The organism is Streptomyces sp. NPDC047081 (assembly GCF_040643775.1).
GTDB lineage: Bacteria > Actinomycetota > Actinomycetes > Streptomycetales > Streptomycetaceae > Streptomyces.
In genome coordinates this window covers 257325-276695 of record NZ_JBEYUY010000013.1, presented here as the reverse complement: position 1 = coordinate 276695, position 19371 = coordinate 257325, and the positions used below count along the sequence as shown (strand labels likewise).

General features: G+C 71.2%; 15 protein-coding genes and 1 pseudogene. 8 read left to right on the top strand and 8 right to left on the bottom strand.

Annotated features, from left to right (window positions below; all coding sequences use genetic code 11):
• Nucleotides 1-70: 70 nt before the first annotated feature.
• Nucleotides 71-418, top strand: a pseudogene (locus ABZ848_RS25865) (pyridoxal phosphate-dependent aminotransferase); the annotation flags it as partial.
• Nucleotides 415-1482: an MBL fold metallo-hydrolase gene (locus tag ABZ848_RS25860; RefSeq protein ID WP_360835643.1), complete on the top strand. Its 1068-nt coding sequence runs from the start codon at nucleotides 415-417 to the stop codon at nucleotides 1480-1482. The pseudogene ABZ848_RS25865 and the gene ABZ848_RS25860, both read left to right, overlap by 4 nt.
• Here ABZ848_RS25860 and ABZ848_RS25855 read toward each other — a convergent pair.
• Both ABZ848_RS25855 and ABZ848_RS25850 read right to left on the bottom strand, forming a co-directional pair.
• Complete coding sequence (locus tag ABZ848_RS25855) at nucleotides 1479-2105, bottom strand: DedA family protein (protein ID WP_360835641.1); 627 nt, start codon at nucleotides 2103-2105, stop codon at nucleotides 1479-1481. The genes ABZ848_RS25860 and ABZ848_RS25855 overlap by 4 nt on opposite strands.
• On the bottom strand, nucleotides 2102-2875 hold the full coding sequence (locus tag ABZ848_RS25850) for an MBL fold metallo-hydrolase (protein WP_360835639.1): 774 nt from the start codon (nucleotides 2873-2875) through the stop codon (nucleotides 2102-2104). Before ABZ848_RS25850 ends, ABZ848_RS25855 begins: the two co-directional genes overlap by 4 nt.
• An 84-nt stretch (nucleotides 2876-2959) precedes the next feature.
• Between ABZ848_RS25850 and ABZ848_RS25845 the strand changes: the two genes are divergently transcribed.
• From ABZ848_RS25845 to dnaK, 6 genes are all read left to right on the top strand, one after another.
• A complete protein-coding gene (locus ABZ848_RS25845) occupies nucleotides 2960-3367 on the top strand; it encodes a hypothetical protein (RefSeq protein ID WP_360835637.1) in 408 nt (135 codons plus the stop codon).
• A gap of 86 nt (nucleotides 3368-3453) precedes the next feature.
• Entirely contained in the window at nucleotides 3454-5496 is a 2043-nt protein-coding gene (locus tag ABZ848_RS25840) for an alkaline phosphatase family protein (RefSeq protein WP_360835635.1), read from the top strand.
• Nucleotides 5497-5575: 79 nt separating this feature from the next.
• Entirely contained in the window at nucleotides 5576-6637 is a 1062-nt protein-coding gene (locus tag ABZ848_RS25835) for a MoxR family ATPase (protein WP_360835633.1), read from the top strand.
• A gap of 65 nt (nucleotides 6638-6702) precedes the next feature.
• Nucleotides 6703-8436: a hypothetical protein gene (locus ABZ848_RS25830; RefSeq protein ID WP_360835667.1), complete on the top strand. Its 1734-nt coding sequence runs from the start codon at nucleotides 6703-6705 to the stop codon at nucleotides 8434-8436.
• Between the two features lie 57 nt (nucleotides 8437-8493).
• Entirely contained in the window at nucleotides 8494-8922 is a 429-nt protein-coding gene (locus ABZ848_RS25825; protein ID WP_360835631.1) for an OsmC family protein, read from the top strand.
• 214 nt (nucleotides 8923-9136) lie between these two features.
• Complete coding sequence (gene dnaK, locus ABZ848_RS25820; protein ID WP_360835629.1) at nucleotides 9137-11008, top strand: molecular chaperone DnaK; 1872 nt, start codon at nucleotides 9137-9139, stop codon at nucleotides 11006-11008.
• Here dnaK and narI read toward each other — a convergent pair.
• From narI to ABZ848_RS25790, 6 genes are all read right to left on the bottom strand, one after another.
• On the bottom strand, nucleotides 11005-11727 hold the full coding sequence (narI, locus tag ABZ848_RS25815) for a respiratory nitrate reductase subunit gamma (protein ID WP_360835627.1): 723 nt from the start codon (nucleotides 11725-11727) through the stop codon (nucleotides 11005-11007). The genes dnaK and narI overlap by 4 nt on opposite strands.
• Entirely contained in the window at nucleotides 11724-12218 is a 495-nt protein-coding gene (gene narJ / locus ABZ848_RS25810) for a nitrate reductase molybdenum cofactor assembly chaperone (protein ID WP_360835625.1), read from the bottom strand. The genes narI and narJ overlap by 4 nt, the downstream gene beginning before the upstream one ends.
• Nucleotides 12218-13813: a nitrate reductase subunit beta gene (gene narH / locus ABZ848_RS25805; protein ID WP_360835623.1), complete on the bottom strand. Its 1596-nt coding sequence runs from the start codon at nucleotides 13811-13813 to the stop codon at nucleotides 12218-12220. The genes narJ and narH overlap by 1 nt, the downstream gene beginning before the upstream one ends.
• A gap of 32 nt (nucleotides 13814-13845) precedes the next feature.
• Entirely contained in the window at nucleotides 13846-17529 is a 3684-nt protein-coding gene (locus ABZ848_RS25800; RefSeq protein WP_360835621.1) for a nitrate reductase subunit alpha, read from the bottom strand.
• An 85-nt stretch (nucleotides 17530-17614) separates the two neighbouring features.
• Entirely contained in the window at nucleotides 17615-18427 is an 813-nt protein-coding gene (locus tag ABZ848_RS25795; protein WP_360835619.1) for an SAM-dependent methyltransferase, read from the bottom strand.
• A 40-nt stretch (nucleotides 18428-18467) separates the two neighbouring features.
• Nucleotides 18468-19331: a helix-turn-helix transcriptional regulator gene (locus ABZ848_RS25790; protein WP_360835617.1), complete on the bottom strand. Its 864-nt coding sequence runs from the start codon at nucleotides 19329-19331 to the stop codon at nucleotides 18468-18470.
• Nucleotides 19332-19371: the final 40 nt, after the last annotated feature.

Genomic DNA, 19371 nt, shown 5'->3' with positions numbered 1-19371 from the left:
GGGCGGGCTGGGGGGCTGAGGCGGGCTCTGGAGCGGCTCGGGGCTGAGGCGGGATTCTGGGGGCCCGGGGCTCTCCCGGCCCCCGCAGGCCGGCCGCCACCTCTACGCCGACCTCGGCCCGCTGCGCACCGCCCTCACCGCACACGGTGTCGGCGACGCACAGGAACTGGAGGACTTCCTCGCCGCCCGGCTCGGCATGCCCGCGCCCGGCGGCCACCGCTTCGGCGACGAACTGGGGGCGCTGCGCGTCCGTCTGTCCACCGGCCCGCTGCTCGGCCGGACGGACGAGCAGCGCGCGGAATGCCTCAGGTCACCCGTGACGTTGGAACTGCCACACGTGCAACGCGCGTTGAACCATGTGAAGTCGGTCTTCGACGATCTACGCGACGACGCTCAGCGATGGGAGCCTCCTCGATGACGCAGCAGTCCGAGTCGACCACCACCACGGGCACGAGTACGACCACGGAGGAGGCCGATGTCCCGGCGTCCTCAGGCCGGTTCGCCCCGGCGTTCCCGCCGCTCGCCGAACCCCGCCCGCTGGGCGGGCGCAGGGTGTGGCCGCGGACCTTCCACGACCGTCTGACCGCCCCGCTGCCCAACCTCAAGGCCATGGCCAGGTTCGCCCGCGAGGGCTCGATCCGCCCCGGCCGCGAGGGCCTCGCCGACATCCCCCGGATCCCCTTCGCCCCCGCCCCGCTGCCCCGCGTCGACGCCCGCACGGTCGCCGTCTCCTGGGCGGGACACGCCAGTTGGATCGTCCGCATCGGCGGCCTGACCGTCCTCACCGACCCGGTCTGGTCCCGCCGCATCCTGGGCACACCGGCCCGCATCACGCCCGTGGGCGTCCCCTGGGAATCCCTGCACCACGTCGACGCGGTCGTCATCAGCCACAACCACTACGACCACCTGGACGCCCCCACCCTGCGCCGACTCCCGCGCGACACCCCGGTGTTCGTGCCGGCCGGACTCGGCGCGTGGTTCCGCCGCCGGCGCTTCACCGTCGTCACCGAGCTGGACTGGTGGGAGGCGGCCGAACTGGACGGAGTGCGCTTCGACTTCGTCCCCGCCCACCACTGGTCCAAGCGCACCCTCACCGACACCTGCCACAGCCTCTGGGGCGGCTGGGTCCTCACGGCACCCGACGGCCGACGCGTGTACTTCGCGGGCGACACGGGCTACGGCCACTGGTTCTCCCGTATCGGCGACCGCTACCCGGGCATCGACCTGGCGATCCTCCCCATCGGCGCGTACGACCCCCGCTGGTGGCTCAGCGACGTCCACTGCGACCCGGAGGAGGCGGTCCGCGCGGCTCGGGACCTGGGGGCGCGCAGGATGGCACCGATGCACTGGGGCACGTTCGTCCTGTCGGCGGAGCCGGTCCTGGAACCACTCACGCGCGTGCGTGCGGCCTGGGAGAAGGCGGGCCTGGACCGCGAAGACCTGTGGGACCTGCCGGTGGGAGGTTCGCGGGTGCTGGACTAGGCGGTCGTCGTACGACGGATCCGCCGCCAGAGGCTCGGCGCCGCGCTGACCAGCACGGTCAGCGCGACCGCCGCCACCACGCCCTCCCACGGCTCCTTGAAGAGCGAGCCGCCGAGAATGCCGATCACCTGGTACGTCGCCGCCCAGGCCAGGCACGCCGGCAGGTTCCCCCGGGCGAAGCGCCGCATCGGCCACTTCGCCATCAGGCACGCCAGCATCACCGGGATCCGCCCGGCCGGCACCAGCCGCGACAGCACCAGCACCGCCACCCCGTGCTCGGCCAGCTTCTCCTGCGCCTGCGTCAGCTTGTCCTCCGGCGCCCGCGACCGGATCGCCTCCAGCCAGCGCGAACCGTTCTTGGAGCCCATGCCCCGCCGCCCCAGCCAGTACAGCGCCCCGTCCCCGAGGAACGCGGCCAGCGACGCCGTCACGAACACCAGCAACAGCGAGAACGGCGAGGTCTGGTGAAACGCCACCACCGCCGCCGTACTCACCAGGGCTCCCGTGGGAATCACCGGCACCAGGGCCCCGAACAGCACCAGCAGGAACAGCGAGGGATACCCGATCGCCTGCTGGGTCGACTCCGGCGGCACGGTCGTCGCGGTGGCGGCCAGCCAGGTCACTTCGCGACCTCCAGCCGCACGCTCTCCCCGTGCCCGAGCCGGTGCACCGCGACCGCCGGCGCGCGCTCGGCCGCCAGGCGCACGAACTCGTCGCCGGGCGCGTGGAACTCATGGGGGCGCACGGCGTCCATCCCGATCGGCCAGTACGTGCCGTAGTGCACCGGCACCGCGCTGCGCGGCGCCAGCCGGGCCAGCGCCTCCGCCGCCCGCCCCGCGTCCAGATGCCCGTCCCCGAGATGCGGCCCCCAGCCGCCGACCGGCAGCAACGCCACGTCGACCGGCCCGACCACGGCCGCCATCTCGTCGAACAGCCCGGTGTCCCCGGCGAAGTACGTCCTGGCCTCGCCCTCGATCACATAACCGAGAGCGGGCGCGCGGTGCGGGCCGACCGGCAGCCGCCGTCCGTCGTGCCGCGCGGGCACGGCCCGTACACGGAGATCACCGACCGTCACCTCGTCCCCGGCACTCACCTCGGTCACCGTGAGATGGCCGAGCCGGCGCAGCCCCGGTACCGCACGGGGCGCGCCCCGGGGCACCAGCAGGCGCGTGCCCTCCGCGAGCCGCTCCAGCGAGGGAACGTGCAGGTGGTCGGCGTGCAGATGCGAGACGAGCGCGAGGTCCGCGCGCACGGCGCCGGGCGGCGGGAGCGCGCCCCGGCGGCGGCGCAGATGGGCGAGGCGGCGGGCGAACAGAGGGTCGGTGAGCACACGCACGTCCGAATCCGTGACCGCGCAGGTGGCGTGACCCCACCAGGTGATCTCCACCGGCACCTTCTTTGCCTCCTTCGCGCGACTCCCCGAAGCCTACGGGCTGGAGTAGGGTCGGCGGCGAAACCCGGAGGTGAGGGGGACGCCATGGGACCGATGCGCGTGCGCGTCACTGCGATCGCCAGTCTGACGCCGCTCGAGGAGCTGGACGCCGATCCCTTCCTGGTGGATTCCCGCAGCCAGCACGCGATGTGCGCGCGGTGGGCCGCGGAGCGCGGGTACATCGTGGCCCGGGAGCTTCTGGTACGAGGGCTGCGGGCCGACCACTGCGTCCTGTGGGACGGGGTCCGGCCGGGCCTCGACCTCTTCGTGGCCCCCAGCCGACGGGTCCTGGAGAGCGCGCTGTCGTCCGTGGAGGAGTTCACCGCGGAGTGCGCCCGGCGCGGGGTGCGGGTGGAGACCGTGGGCTTCGAGGAGCCGTGCTACGACGCCCAGATGAAGGCCCGGGTGCACCGCAGGCTGTCGATGCCGACGGCCGGGTACGACGGGCGGTAGCGCACCGAAGGCCCCCGCGGGATCTCGTATGACAGGCTTGGTCCGGGCCCGCAGCGACGACGGGCCGGGACGTGAGGTGTGCGGGCGTGCGTGGCGGGCGTTGGCGGCGGGTCGTCAGTCAGCTGGGGCGGAGCGTTGCCGTGTGGGCCGTCTCCACGGTCACCATGCTCGTGCTCGCCGGGATCCTCCCCGACTTCAGACTGCAGTCGCCCGACGGCGAGAGCGCCACCCACATCGCGGTCACGGCCGCCGTCGGCGCCGGTGCCTTCGGTGTGCTGTCGGCCCTCGTCTGGCCGCTGCTCGTACGGCTGTTGCTGCTCGTGCCCGCGCTCGTGCTGGGCCTGCTCGTCTTCGTCCTCAACGGCTCCCTGCTGCTGGTGGCCCTGCGCCTGAACCCGTCCAGCAGCGCCGAGGCCGCCCCCGAGACCGCCGTGGTCGTCGCCGCCGTGATGTCCGCCGTCGCCTCCGCCACCGGCGGTGCGCTGGCCGTGCGCGACGACGACGCCTACCGCCGCCGCCTCTACCGCCTCGCCGACCGCCGCCGCAGACGCCTGCCCGCCGGCCCCTCCAGCCCCGGCACCGTCTTCCTCCAGCTCGACGGCGTCGGCCACGACGTCCTGCTGGCCGCCGTCGGCAAGGGCCTGATGCCCACCGTCGCCCAATTCCTGGAGAATGGCACCCACCGGCTCACCCCCTGGCGCACCGACTGGTCCAGTCAGACCGGCGCCAGCCAGCTGGGCATCCTGCACGGCACCAACCACGACGTCCCCGCCTTCCGCTGGTACGACAAGGACACCCGCGAGGTGATGGTCTGCAACCGGCCCACCAGCGCGGCCGAACTCCAGCGCCGGGCCGTCGAGTTCACCGGCGACGGCGGCCTGCTCACCGCCGACGGCGCCAGCCGCGGCAACCTCTTCAGCGGCGGCGCCGACGAACAGGCCCTCGTGCTGTCCATCGCCACCCGCCGCCGCGGCCGCGAGAACCGCTCCCGGGCCGGCTACTTCGCCTACTTCTCCGACCCGGCCAACGCCGTCCGCACCGCCATGTCCTTCTTCGCCGAGGTCGGCCGGGAGATGGGCCAGTCCACCCGCGCCCTGATCAGGAAGCAGCGCCCGCGCGTCTCCCGCGGCGGCCTCTACCCCTTCGTCCGCGCCTTCGCGACCGTCGTCGAACGGGACGTCGTGGTCGCCGCCGTGATGGGCGACATGCTCGCCGGGCGCACCGCCGTCTACGCCGACCTGGTGGCGTACGACGAGGTGGCGCACCACTCCGGGCCGACGAGCCGGGACGCCGAGAAGGTCCTGGAGCGCCTCGACCGCTCGCTCGCGCTGATCGTGAACGTCGCCGAGCACGCCCCGCGGCCGTACCGGATCGTCGTCCTCTCCGACCACGGGCAGAGCCCCGGCGAGACCTTCCGCGCCCGCTACGGGCTCGGCCTCGGTGAGCTGGTGCGGGCCGGCTGCGGGCTGCCCGTGCCGCGCAAGGCGCAGCGCACGCACAGCGGCGCCGAGGCGCGGGCCGCGGTGCGGGCGGCGCTGCGGCGGCCGGTCGAGGAGAAGGGCCCCGCCGGGCGCCGGTCCGAGCCGATGGTCCTGGCCTCGGGCAACCTCGGCCTGGTGTCCTTCCCGGACGTGCCGCACCGGATGAGCAAGGAGGAGATCGACGCCCGCCACCCGGCACTGCTGACGACGCTGGCCAACCATCCCGGGATCGGGTTCCTGCTGGTCCGCAGCGAGGAGCACGGCGGGGTCGTGCTCGGGGCGTACGGCGCGGAGATCCCGGTCGGTGAACTCGACGACAAGAGGGGGCCGTTGGAGCCCTTCGGGCCGGGGGCCGCGGACGCGGTGCGGCGCACGCACTCGTTCCCGCACACGGCCGACATCATGGTCAACTCCTTCCACGACCCCGCCGACGGCGAGGTGCTGGCCTTCGAGGAGCAGATCGGCTCCCACGGCGGGCTCGGCGGGGCGCAGGGCAGGCCGTTCCTGCTGTCGCCGGTGGTGTTCTCCGAGCCGGTCGAGGAGGGGCGAGAGCTCGTCGGGGCGGAGCAGGTCCACCGTGTGCTGCGGCGGTGGCTGCGGGAGACGGACGGGCCGCAGGTGCCGATCGCGCGGGACCGGGCCGCCTGAAAATCGGCTGCGCCGACGGGGACGTACGCACACACTGTTCGAGTCGCAAACTTCTCGAACATCCCGAAGGAGCCGCTTCTTGCAGGCTGCCGTCACGGTTACTCCCGCCCGTATCCCCGAACTGCTTCTCGGCCTCGCCACCGTGCGGCCGGTCTTCATCTGGGGCGCTCCCGGCATCGGAAAGTCCTCCCTGGTAAGGGAGTTCGCGGAGTCCCTGGGGCTGGAGTGCGTGAGTCTGCTCGGTACTCAGCTCGCCCCCGAGGACCTCATCGGCGTCCCGCAGATCCGTGACGGACGGTCGGTGTTCTGCCCGCCGGAGGCGATCGCCCGGGACGAGCCGTACTGCCTGTTCCTGGACGAGCTGAACGCGGCCACCCCGGATGTGCAGAAGGCGTTCTACTCGCTGATCCTCGACCGCCGTATCGGCAACTACGAGCTGCCCAAGGGGTCGATCGTCATCGGCGCCGGCAACCGCGCCACCGACAACGCGCTCGCCCGTCCCATCGCGTCCGCCCTCGTCAACCGCCTCGCCCACGTCCACCTGGAGGCCTCCGCCAGGGACTGGCTGACCTGGGCCGCGAACAACGACATCCACCCGTGGATCCTCGACCACCTCACCGACCGCCCCGACCACCTGTGGTCCAAGCCGCCGAAGACCGAGGAGCCCTTCTCCACGCCCCGCTCCTGGCACATGCTCTCCGACGCGCTGCGCTCCTTCGGCCGCGACCTCGACGAGGAGACGCTGAAGGTCCTCGCGCACGGCACGCTGACGCCCGCGCACGCCACCGCCTTCTGCGGTTACGTCAAGATCGTGCGCAGCCAGTTCGGCATCGAGGCGATCATCAAGGGCGACGCCCGCTGGCCCAGCCGCCTGGAGGACCGCGACCTGCTCTACTACCTCGCCGAGTCCTTCCGCGGCCGTCTGATCAAGGAACTCCCGGTCAGCAAGGAGCACATGTCGGCGGCCGGCCGGCAGACCGCGTACCGGGCGAAGTCGCTGCTGGTCCAACTCGCCGAGATCTCCGTGGAGGTGGCCCAGACCGTGATCGCCTCCGACGCCGACGGCAATCCCGTACTGCCGTCGTGGTTCCTGATCGAGGCAGCCCGGGACATGCCCCGGCTGGTGGAGGCGCGGCGGTGAGCGGCCGCGGCAAGGGCAAGGGGGAGAAGAAGCGGGACCTCGCGGCGGAGGCGTTCGCCGAGGGGATGCGGCTGGTGAAGGCCAACCCGGCCCTCGCGGCGGTGGAGTTCTCCGTCTGCCGGCACGAGGAGTGCGAGTACGCGCCGCGCGACGGACTCGTGGTCGTCGACTCCGACGCCGACCTGCACGTCCACCCCAGCCGCCTTGCCGAACCCGCCGCCTGGGCCTGGGCGTTGGCGCACGCCGTCCTGCACCTGGGCTTCGGGCACGTCCCGGCGGCGAAGGGCGAGCGCACCCAGCCGGACCGCTTCGACCTCGCCGCACGCTGCGTCGTCGTCAACCGCTTCCTGCTCAACTTCACCATCGGCGAGACCCCCGAGCACCTCCCCGCCTCCTATCCCGACGGCGACGAGGAGCAACTCGCCGCGCGCTGGCGGCGGGACGGCCTCCCGCCCGTCTACGAGCACTGCGGTACGGCGGGCGGGGAACCCGACCAGCGGCTCCTGCGCTGGAAGGGGTGGTACGGCGGACCCCCGGACCACCAGCTGGCGTTCGCCGCCGCGCTGACCCGGACCGTGTCCGCGGCGATGGACAAGGCGGGTGGGCGACGGGACTCGCTCAGCGGTGAACTCGCCCCGCAGCGGCCCTGGCAGAAGGCGCTGAGCTGGTTCATCTCCTCCTACCCGCTGCTCGGCGGCATCGCGGCCGGCATCACGCTCGTCGCCGACGCCGAACTGGCCCGCGCGCACGGCATCTCCGTGGCCGCGGTGAACGCCGAGGCCGGCGAGATCTACATCAACCCGCTGCGCCGATTCGACGACGAGGAATGGCGGTTCATCCTCGCCCACGAGATGCTGCACGCCGCCCTGCGCCACGGCGACCGCTGCGGCACCCGCGACCCCTACCTCTTCAACATCGCCTGCGACTACGTCATCAACGGCTGGCTGAACGAGATGCAGGTCGGCACCATGCCGGAGGGCCTCCTGCACGATCCGGCTCTGACCGGTCTCTCCTCCGAGGAGGTCTACGACCGCATCGCCGGCGACCTGCGCCGGATGCGCCGGCTGGCCACCCTGCGCGGCAAGGGCGTCGGCGACGTGCTCGGCTTCCCGCTGGGGCCGCCCGGCGACTACGTCGACCTCGACGAGTTCTACCGGCGGGGCCTGTGCCAGGGCCTGGAGCTGCACCAGGGGCAGGAGCGCGGCTTCCTGCCGGGCGGCCTGGTCGAGGAGATCCGCGCGCTCAGCCACCCGCCGCTGCCCTGGGACGCCCAACTGGCCCGCTGGTTCGACGAGTTCGTGCCCAGCCCGCAGCCGGTACGGACGTACGCGCGTCCCTCGCGCCGCCAGTCGTCCACCCCGGACATCCCGCGCGCCGGCCGCTATTTCCCGCCGGAGGAGATCGCCCGCTGCACCTTCGGCGTCGTCCTGGACACCTCCGGTTCCATGGGCCACACCCTGCTCGGCAAGGCGCTGGGCGCCATCGCCTCCTACGCCGAGGCACGCGACGTACCGGCCGCCCGCGTGGTCTTCTGCGACGCGGCACCGCACGACGCCGGGTACGTGCCGGTCACCGAGATCGCCGGGCGGGTACGGGTGCACGGGCGCGGCGGCACGGTCCTGCAGCCCGGGGTCGACCTCCTCCACCGTGCGGACGACTTCCCGCCGGGCGCGCCCGTCCTCGTGATCACCGACGGCTGGTGCGACGTGCTGCGGGTCCGCCGTGAGCACGCGTATCTGATCCCGGAGGGGGCCGGGCTGCCCTTCACCGCGCGTGGGCCGGTCTTCCGGGTGCGATGAGCGGGAATGTGATCGGATGGGAGCCTAAGAAACCTCCAGCATTCGGAAGGAATCACCGTGGCAACCACGCGCTCCGCACACACCGTCTGGGAAGGCAACCTGATCGAGGGCAGCGGTGTCGTCAACTTCGACTCCTCCGGTGCCATCGCGGCGCAGCCGGTCACCTGGGCCTCGCGGTCCCAGGACGCGAACGGCAAGACCAGCCCCGAGGAGCTGATCGCCGCGGCGCACTCCAGCTGCTTCTCCATGGCCCTGTCGCACGCCCTGAACGGCGCCGGCACCCCGCCCACCAAGCTCGTCACCTCGGCCGACGTGAATTTCCAGCCGGGTGAGGGCATCACCGGCATCCACCTCACCGTCGAGGGCACGGTCCCCGGCATCGACAACGAGACGTTCGTCGCCGCGGCGGAGGACGCCAAGAAGAACTGCCCGGTCAGCCAGGCCCTGACCGGCACGACGATCACCCTCTCGGCCAAGCTGGCGTAGCGCTCCGCTGGGGTGAACCGAGATCGGCCGCTTGTCGGCTGCGGCGCCGTCGTGGCTGGTCGCGCCCCGCGGCGGAGCCGCATATCGATAGAGCCCCGCGCCCCTGAGGGGGCGCGGGCTCAGCGGCCGCTTGCTGGGTACCCGTCCCATTGACAAGAGCCCGCTCAAGTTTTGTGCTGGATTTCGAGCGGTGCCCTGGCGGAAGGGGACGGAGATGGCACGTGCGGTCGGGATCGATCTCGGGACCACGAACTCGGTGGTCGCCGTGCTGGAGGGCGGCGAACCCACCGTCGTCGCCAATGCGGAGGGGGCCAGGACCACACCGTCGGTCGTGGCCTTCGCCAAGAACGGGGAGGTGCTGGTCGGCGAGGTCGCCAAGCGGCAGGCCGTGACCAACGTGGAGCGGACGGCCCGCTCGGTCAAGCGGCACATGGGCGACGCGAGCTGGCGTTTCCCGGACCAGGGCGACATCGACGGCACCCGGTTCCGGGCACAGGAGCTGTCCGCGCGGGTGCTGCAGAAGCTGAAGCGGGACGCCGAGTCCTACCTCGGCGAGGACGTCACGGACGCGGTGATCACCGTACCGGCGTACTTCGACGACTCACAGCGGCAGGCGACCAAGGAGGCCGGGGAGATCGCCGGCCTGAAGGTGCTCAGGATCATCAACGAGCCCACGGCCGCCGCGCTCGCCTACGGCCTGGACCGCGGCGAGGAGCAGACCGTGCTGGTCTTCGACCTCGGCGGCGGCACCTTCGACGTGTCCCTGCTGGAGATCGGTGACGGGGTAATCGAGGTCAAGGCCACCAACGGCGACACGCATCTCGGCGGCGACGACTGGGACCAGCGGATCGTCGAGTTCCTGGTGAAGAAGTTCCAGGGGCAGTACGGCATCGACCTCGGCAAGGACAAGATGGCCCTGCAGCGGCTGCGCGAGGGTGCCGAGAAGGCCAAGATCGAGCTGTCGTCGTCCTCGGAGACGACGATCAACCTGCCCTACATCACCGCGTCCGCCGAGGGGCCGCTGCACCTCGACGAGAAGATGACCCGGGCCCAGTTCCAGGAGCTCACCGCGGATCTCCTCGACCGCTGCAAGACCCCCTTCCACCAGGCGGTCAAGGACGCCGGCATCAAGCTCTCGGCGGTTGACCACGTGATCCTCGTGGGCGGCTCGACGCGGATGCCGGCCGTCACCGATCTGGTCAAGGAGCTCACCGGCAAGGACCCGCACAAGGGCGTCAACCCGGACGAGGTCGTGGCCGTCGGCGCGGCCCTCCAGGCGGGCGTGATCCGCGGCGACGTGAAGGACGTCCTGCTCCTGGACGTCACCCCGCTGTCCCTGGGGATCGAGACCAAGGGCGGCATCATGACGAAGCTGATCGAACGCAACACGACGATCCCGACCCGGCGTTCGGAGATCTTCACGACGGCGACGGACAACCAGCCTTCCGTGGGCATCCAGGTGTATCAGGGCGAGCGTGAAATCGCCGCGTACAACAAGAAGTTGGGCGTCTTCGACCTGACCGGTCTGCCGCCGGCCCCGCGCGGGGTGCCGCAGATCGAGGTGGCCTTCGACATCGACGCGAACGGGATCATGCACGTGTCGGCGAAGGACCTCGCGACCGGCCGCGAGCAGAAGATGACGGTGACGGGCGGGTCCGCGCTGCCCAAGGACGACATCGACCGCATGATGCGGGAGGCCGAGCAGTACGCCGAGGAGGACCGCAAGCGGCGGGAGGCCGCCGAGACCCGCAACCAGGCCGAGCAACTCGTCTACCAGACCGAGAAGTTCATCCGCGACAACGAGGACCGGGTGCCGGCGGACACCAGGACGGAGGTGGAGGCGGCGGCCTCGGAGGTGAAGACCCTCCTGGAGCAGAACGCCGACACGAACGAACTCCGCACCGGCGTCGAGAAGCTCGCCACCGTCAGCCAGAAGATGGGCCAGGCGATGTACGCGCAGGCCGAGCAGCCCACGGCAGACACCGGCACCGGCACCGAACAGCACACCTCACCGCAGGACGAGGAAGGCGTGGTCGACGCGGAGATCGTCGACGAGGACCGGGACGCGAAGGGCGGCGCCGCCTAGGCCCCGGTCTTCTCCCAGCCCCGCCGCTCCGGCCGCGGCCCCAGCTGCTTGGGGTCGCGGCTGCGGTACACCACGTACGGGCGGAACAGGTACTGCACCGGCGCGCTGAACATGTGGACCAGGCGGGTGTACGGGACCAGGGCGATCAGGGCCATGCCGATCACCGCGTGGATCCGGTAGAGGACCGGGACGCCCTCCATCAGGTCCGTCTTCGGCTGGAGTGTGAAGAGGCTGCGGGCCCAAGGGGCGATGGACTCACGGTAGTTGTAGCCGTCGCCGGAGGCGTGGGTCAGCTTGGCGAGCATGCCCATCGCGATCGCGGCCAGCAGGACGAGGTACATCAGCTTGTCGTTGAGCGTGGTCGCGCGGAAGACCGGCGCCTTCGTGCGGCGCCGGTACACCAGCAGCAGGATGCCCCCGACCGCGAGGACACCCGCCGCCGTGCCGCCGTACAGCGAGAAGAGGTGGTACGTGTGCTCGCCGATCCCGATCTTGTCCGTCCAGGACATCGGGACGAACAGGCCCACGACGTGGCCCGCCAGCACGAAGAGGATGCCGTAGTGGAAGGCGGGGGAGGCGATGTTGAGGAGCCTCGACTCGTAGACCTGGGACGAGCGGGTCGTCCAGCCGTACTTGTCGTAGCGGTAGCGCCAGACCAGGCCGGCGATCAGCAACGCGAAGGCGACGTACGGCAGGACGCCCCAGAGCAGTGTGGTCATGGGCGGGCTCCGATACGGGCGGTCGGCAGCGCCGCGCACACGGCGTCCAGCACGGACGCGTACGGTGTGCCGAAGTCGGTGAGCCGGGACCGGAGTTGCTCCAGTCCGGCGCGGTGTTCCGTGAGGAGGTCCGTGTTCCCGGTGCGGGCCGCGAACTCCAGGACCGCGGGCAGGAAGTCGGGGAGCTCCTCGCCGCTGAACTCCAGCCCGGCGGCCCGGTAGACGTCCTTGAAGCGGACCAGCGACATGCCGCGCCGCCGGGTGTCGCCGTCCCGCCACCAACTCAGGTAGAGGCTGTGCCGGTTCTTGAAGTCGAAGACCTGGACGTAGTGCGCGGCCAGTTCCTGCGCCGGGGTGACGGCCGCGTGGTCGACGAACTCCCGTAGCTGCGGGGCGGCTTCGCGCAGCAGCGGCAGCCGGGCGCGGAAGTCCTCGTCGGGGTAGGTCAGACAGAGCGCGGCAGCCTGGTACAGCACGGTGTCGGATGGCATCAGGCCTCCTCGGCGTCGGCGGGGTCGTCGGAGGTCTGCCGTCTCCGCAGCCCGTGGAAGTTCTCCACCGACACCAGCGGCAGGTGCTTGCGTCCCGAGTCCTGGCCGAAGGGGCCGTCGCCGCCCATGCCGGGCCCGCCCTCGTAGTCGAGGCTGCACCCCTCCGGCAGCGCGGACTCCTCCAGGCGTCGCGCGTCGCCGACGGCCGCGGTCGGAATCACGTACCGGTCCTCGTACTTGGCGATCGCCAGCAGCCGGTACATCGCCTCGATCTCCTCGGGCTTCATGCCGACGGCGTCGGTCACCGAGGCGTCGGGCTCCTCGCCGAGGTTGATCGCCCGCATATGGGCCCGCATCGCGGCCAGCTTCTCCAGCGAGGCCCGCACCGGCTCCACGTCACCGGCGGTGAAGACCTCCGCCAGGTATTCCAGGGGGATGCGGAGGGTGTCGATCGCCCCGAAGAGGTTGCCGGCGTCCTCGCCGTCGTGGCCCGTCTCCGTCAGCGCGTCCACCACCGGCGACAGCGGCGGGATGTACCAGACCATCGGCATGGTGCGGTACTCGGGATGCAGCGGGAGCGCCACCCTGTACTTGCTGATCAGCACGTGCACGGGGGAGCGGCGGGCCGCCTCCACCCAGTCGTACGGGATCCCCGCCGCCTCGGCCGCCCGCTGCACCTCACGGTCCTCCGGGTCGAGGAACACCCCCAACTGGGCCTCGTACAGCGCCTTTTCGTCGCGCACGGAGGCGGCCGCGGTCACCTTGTCGGCGTCGTACAGCACGACCCCGAGATAGCGCAGCCGCCCCACGCAGGTCTCCGAACACACCGTCGGCAGCCCGACCTCGACCCGCGGGTAGCACATGGTGCACTTCTCGGCCTTGCCGGTGCTGTGGTTGAAGTACACCTTCTTGTACGGGCATCCCGTCACGCACATCCGCCAGCCCCGGCAGTGGTCCTGGTCGACCAGCACGATGCCGTCCTCGGCCCGCTTGTACATCGCGCCGGACGGACAGGACGCCACGCAGGCCGGGTTGAGGCAGTGCTCGCAGATGCGCGGCAGATAGAACATGAAGGTCTGCTCGAACTCGAACTTCACCTTGTCCGAGGCCTGTTGACGGGTCCGCTCGACCATCGGATCGAGGTCGCCGTAGGCGGGGGCGCCCGCGAGGTTGTCGTCCCAGTTCGAGGACCACTCGATCTTCATCGGCTTGCCGTCGAGCTGGGAGATCGGGCGGGCGACCGGGTAGTCGTCGCCGAGCGGGGCGTCGGTGAGGTTCTTGTAGTCGTAGGTCCAGGGCTCGTAGTAGTCCTTGATCTCGGGCAGTTTGGGGTTGGAGAAGATCCCGGCGAGCTTGTGCAGACGGCCGCCGGCCTTGAGCTGCAGCCGGCCGCGCTTGTTGAGCTCCCAGCCGCCGCGCCACTTCTCCTGGTCCTCGTAGCGGCGCGGGTAGCCCTGCCCCGGGCGGGTCTCGACGTTGTTGAACCAGACGTACTCCATGCCCTGCCGGTTGGTCCACGCCTGCTTGCAGGTCACCGAGCAGGTGTGGCACCCGATGCATTTGTCGAGGTTCATCACCATCGCGATCTGAGCCATGCAGCGTCCAATAGTGACTCCGTCACGGGGCATCAGTACTCGACCTCCTGGCTGCGGCGGCGGATGACCGTCACCTCGTCGCGCTGGTTGCCCGTCGGGCCCAGGTAGTTGAAGGCCCAGCTCAACTGGGCGTAGCCGCCGACGAGATGGGACGGTTTGAGGATCAGACGGGTGAGCGAGTTGTGGATGCCGCCGCGCTTGCCCGTGGTCTCCGTCTTGGGGACGTTGACCGTGCGTTCCTGGGCGTGGTGCATGTAGACCGTGCCGGCCGGCATCCGGTGCGAGACGACCGCGCGGGCCACGACCACGCCGTTGCGGTTGACCGCCTCGATCCAGTCGTTGTCGGTCACGCCGATCGCCTCGGCGTCCTGCGGGGACATCCAGATGCTCTGGCCGCCCCGGGAGAGGGCGAGCATGAACAGGTTGTCCTGGTACTCGGAGTGGATGGACCACTTGTTGTGCGGGGTGAGGTAACGGACCGTCACCTCCCGCTGTCCGTCCGGGCCGAGCTGCGGTTCGCCGAACAGCCTGTGCATGTCGAGCGGTGGCCGGTAGACGGGGAGTGCCTCGCCCAGCTCGTGGATCCAGTCGTGGTCGAGGAAGAAGTGCTGGCGGCCGGTGAGGGTGTGCCAGGGCTTCAGGTGCTCGGTGTTGAGCGTGAAGGCGGTGTAGCGGCGGCCGCCCGACTCGCTGCCCGACCACTCCGGCGAGGTGATCACCGGCACGGGAGCGGCCTGGGTGTCGGCGTAGGTGATCCGCTTGCCCTCGTGCTCGGCGGCCAGATGGGCCATCTCCTGCCCGGTGCGCTCCTCCAGGGTGTGGAAGCCCTGGGTAGCGAGCCGGCCGTTGGTCGTACCGGACAGCGCGAGGATCGTGTTCGCCGCCTTCACGGCCGTGTCCAGGGAGGGGCGGCCCTGGTAGCCGGTGCCGTTCAACTGCCGTAGGTGTTCGACCTCTTGGTCGGGCTTGAGCGCGATTCCCTTGGCGGGCAGGCCGAGTTGCTCGACCAGCGGGCCGAGTGCGGTGAACTTGGCGCCGATCGCGGTGTAGTCCCGCTCCACGACCACCAGGTTCGGCATGGTCTTCCCGGGCACCGGCTCGCACTCGCCGCGCTTCCAGTCCAAGGCCACCCCGCCCGGCTGGGCGGTCTCGCCCGGGGTGTCGTGCTGGAGCGGGGCCGCCACCAGGTCCTTGCGCACGCCCAGATGGTCGACGGCCAGCTCGCTCAGCCGCTCGGCGAGGGCCTTGAAGGTGTCGAAGTCGGTGCGCGCCTGCCACGGCGGGTCCACGGCGGGCGTGAAGGAGTGCACGTAGGGGTGCATGTCGGTGGACGACAGGTCGTGCTTCTCGTACCAGGTCGCGGCCGGCAGGACGACGTCCGACAGCAGCGTGGACGAGGTCTGCCGGAAGTCCAGGGACAGCAGCAGGTCGAGCTTGCCCTCGGGCGCCTCGTCCCGCCAGGTCACGTCACGCGGCCGCTCGTCGGGTGAGGCCTCCTCCGCGCTCAACGACGAGTGCGTGCCCAGCAGATGCTTCGTGAAGTACTCGGCGCCCTTCGCCGAGGAGCCGAGCAGGTTGGCCCGCCACAGCGTCAGCACGCGCGGCCAGTTCTCCGGCGCGTCCGGGTCCTCGCACGCGAACTTCAGTGTCCCGGCGCGCAGTTCGGCCACCGCCTTCGCCACCGGATCGCCGAAGGCGTCACCCAGCTCCAGCGGGTTGCGGTCGAAGGTCGGGTACGAGGGCATCCAGCCCGAACGGGCCGACAGCGCAAGGCAGTCCGCGCCCGTCATGCCCTTGAACCGGCCCTCGCCCAGCGGGGAGGCCAGCACCTCGGCCGTGAACCGGTCGTAGCGCCACTGGTCGGTGTTGAGGAACCAGTAGGCGGCGCCGATCATCTGCCGCGGCGGCCGCGACCAGTCCGAGCCGGCCGCCAGCGTCGCCCACCCCGTCGCCGGACGGCACTTCTCCTGGCCGACGTAGTGCGCCCAGCCGCCGCCGTTGCGGCCCTGGCAGCCGGTGAGCTGGAGCAGGGCCAGGAAGGAACGGTAGATCGTCTCGGAGTGGAACCAGTGGTTGGTGCCCGCGCCCATCAGGATCATGCAGCGGCCCTTGGACCGCTTGGCCGTCCGCGCGAACTCACGGGCGATCTTCACGCACTTGGCCGCCGGGACGCTGGTGTGCGTCTCCTGCCAGGCCGGTGTGCCGGGCGCCGACGCGTCCTCGTAGGAGGCGGGCCAGCTGCCCGGGAGACCGGCGCGGGCGACCCCGTACTGCGCGAGGAGCAGGTCGAAGACGGTCGTCACCAGCGGGCCGCCCCTGCCGCCCAGCCGGGTCGCCGGAACACCGCGCCGGACCACGTCCCCGCGTCCCTGGCCGTGCTCGCCGCCCTCGGTGTCGAAGCGGGGCAGCAGCACCTCGACCGGGCCGGACGCCTCATGGCCGTACAGGGTCAACTGCGGGTCGATCGGGCCGAGTTCGAGGTTCCAGCGGCCCTTGCCCGAGTCGGTCCAGCGGAAGCCGAGAGAGCCGTTCGGGACGACCGCGCGACCGCTCGTGCCGTCCAGCACGACCGTCTTCCACTCGGCGCCCTCGCCGGTCTGCCCGAGGTCGGTGGTGCGCAGGAATTTCGACGGGACGTGGGCGCCGTCCTTCTCGGTGAGGGTGACCAGGAAGGGCAGGTCGGTGAACTGCCGTACGTAGTCCGCGAAGAACGGTGTCTCGCGGTCGACGAAGAACTCCTTGAGGATCACATGCCCCATCGCGAGGGCCAGTGCGCCGTCCGTGCCGGGGTGCGGGTGCAGCCACTCGTCGGCGAACTTGGCGTTGTCCGCGTAGTCGGGGGCGACCACGACCACCTTCTGGCCGCGGTAGCGGGCCTCCGCCATCCAGTGGGCGTCGGGAGTGCGGGTCACCGGGACGTTCGAGCCCCACATCATCAGATAGGCCGCGTCCCACCAGTCGCCCGACTCCGGCACGTCCGTCTGGTCGCCGAAGACCTGCGGGGAGGCGACGGGGAGGTCGGCGTACCAGTCGTAGAAGGAGAGCATGGGCGCGCCGATCAGCGAGTGGAAGCGCGCTCCCGCCGCGTGCGACACCATCGACATCGCGGGGATGGGGGAGAAACCGGCGATGCGGTCGGGGCCGTACGTCTTGATGGTGTGGACGTGGGCTGCGGCGACGATCTCGACCGCTTCGTCCCAACTCGCCCGCACCAGACCGCCCTTGCCGCGGGCCTGCTGGTAACGGCGGCGGCGCTCCGGGTCGTTCTGGATGTCGGCCCAGGCGAGGACGGGGTCGGACAGCCGCTGTCTGGCCTCGCGGTACAGCTCCAGCAGGACGCCGCGGACGTACGGGTAGCGCACGCGGGTGGGGGAGTAGGTGTACCAGGAGAAGGCGGCCCCTCGCGGGCAGCCGCGCGGCTCGTACTCGGGGCGGTCGGGGCCGACGCTCGGATAGTCGGTCTGCTGGGTCTCCCAGGTGATGATGCCGTCCTTGACGTACACCTTCCAGCGGCAGGAACCCGTGCAGTTCACCCCGTGCGTGGAGTTCACGACCTTGTCGTGGCTCCAGCGGTCCCGGTAGAAGGCGTCCGCCTCGCGCCCGCCGACCTTCCCGATGCTGTGCATGTCGGGGGCCGCCGTACCGGAACGGAAGAACCTCCCGGCGCGCAGCAGCGCCGCTCCCGGTTCGGTGGGCGGTATCCGCGTGTCGGTCACGTGCCTCGCTCCCTTGCTCACCCTTTGCCTCGACGCTAGGGGTGAGCAGGGGAACGCACCTGTTCAGGCGGCCGTACGGGTGGTGTCAGGCCTTGCGGGCGACCCCCGCGTACACCGGCACGACGCCCTCGGCCTGGACCGCCACGTCCTCGGGGTCCGGACGCCAGCCGGTCACCGGGATCACGCCGGGGCCCAGCAGCTCCAGACCCGTGAAGAAGCGCTGGAACTCGGCGACCGGGCGGGGGAAGAAGGGCGTGCCGCTGGCGCGGAAGGCGCCCGCCGCCTTGGCGATGGCCTCCGGATTGAGGTCGGGCGTGACCTGCGACAGGATCAGATAGCTGCCCGGGGCGAGAGCCGCGACGTACTTCTGCACCAGGCCGTGGACGTCGTCGCCGTCGGCCTCGTCGCCCAGGTAGTGGGTCAGCGCCACCAGGGACAGCGCGACCGGCCGGCTGAAGTCCAGGGACTCGGCGGCCCGCGCCATCAGAGTGTCGATGTCCCGCACGTCCGCGTGCACATAGTCCGTGCTGCCCTCGGCGGTGCCGCGCAGCAGCGCCTGGGCGTGCCGCAGCACGATCGGGTCGTTGTCGGCGTAGACCACCCTGGACTCCGCAGCCACCCCCTGCGCCACCTGGTGGAGGTTGGGCTCGGTCGGGATGCCCGTGCCGATGTCCAGGAACTGGCGGATCCCCGCCTCGGCGACCGTGCGAACGGCCCGCTGCATGAACCGCCGGTTGGCCCGCGCACCGCGCACCGCGGTGTCGTCCAGGGAGAGGATCTTCCGGGCCAGCTCCTCGTCCACCGGGTAGTTGTCCTTGCCGCCCAGCCACCAGTCGTACACCCGGGCGGGATGCGGCCGGCTGGTGTCGATCTGCGGTGCGGCGTCGGATCCGGTCATGCGTGTCTTCCCCTCCAGATGGACAAGTGCGGTGCCTGGCTCAGAAGTCCTCGCGGTACTCCCGCAGGATCTTCTTCGTGCGCGCGGCCGACGCGGCCCGCGCCGTCATGTGGTCGAGGACCTCCAGATGCGCGGAGACCTCCGTGCGCGAGTCGAGGTACAGCGCCCCGGTCAGATACTCGGTGAAGACCATGTCGGGCAGTTCCGGCTCGGCGAAGCGGAACAGCGTGAAGGGCGCGTACGTCCCCGGGTGCGGGCCGTCCTTGAACTCGGCGACCTGCAGCGTGACCCGGTCCCGCTCGGCGAAGTCCAGCAGCTTGTCCAGCTGCTCCCGCATCACCTCGCCGCGGATGCTCACCGGCCGCTTCAGCACCGTCTCGTCCATGATCACCCAGAGGTGCGGCGGGTCCGGGCGCTCCAGCAGCGACTGCCGGGCCATCCGCAGGGAGACATGCCGTTCGATGAGGTCCGGGCCGGTCTGCCCGATCGTTCCTGCTTCCATGACCGCACGCGCGTACGCCTCGGTCTGGAGCAGCCCGGGCACGAAGTGCGGCTCGTACGAGCGGACCAGGCGGGCGGCGCCCTCCAGGCTGACGTACAGGCTGAACCAGTCCGGCAGCACGTCGTGGAAGCGCTGCCACCAGCCCGGCTGGTTCGCCTCCTCGGCCAGCGCGACGAACGCGGCCGCCTCGTCCTCCTGGACGCCGTACGTCTCCAGGAGCACCTGGACGTACGGGATCTTCAGCGAGACCTCGGCCATCTCCATGCGCCGTACGGTCGCCGGGGCCACCCGCAGCACCCGGGCGGCCTCCTCGCGCTTGAGCCCGGCGGCCTCCCGCAGCTCCTGCAACCGCTTGCCCAGCACCACCTGGCCCACGGTGGGCGCGGGCCGCCGCTCACTCACGTGCCCGCCTCCCCTGGGTTCCAAGTCTGCGCGAAGCAGT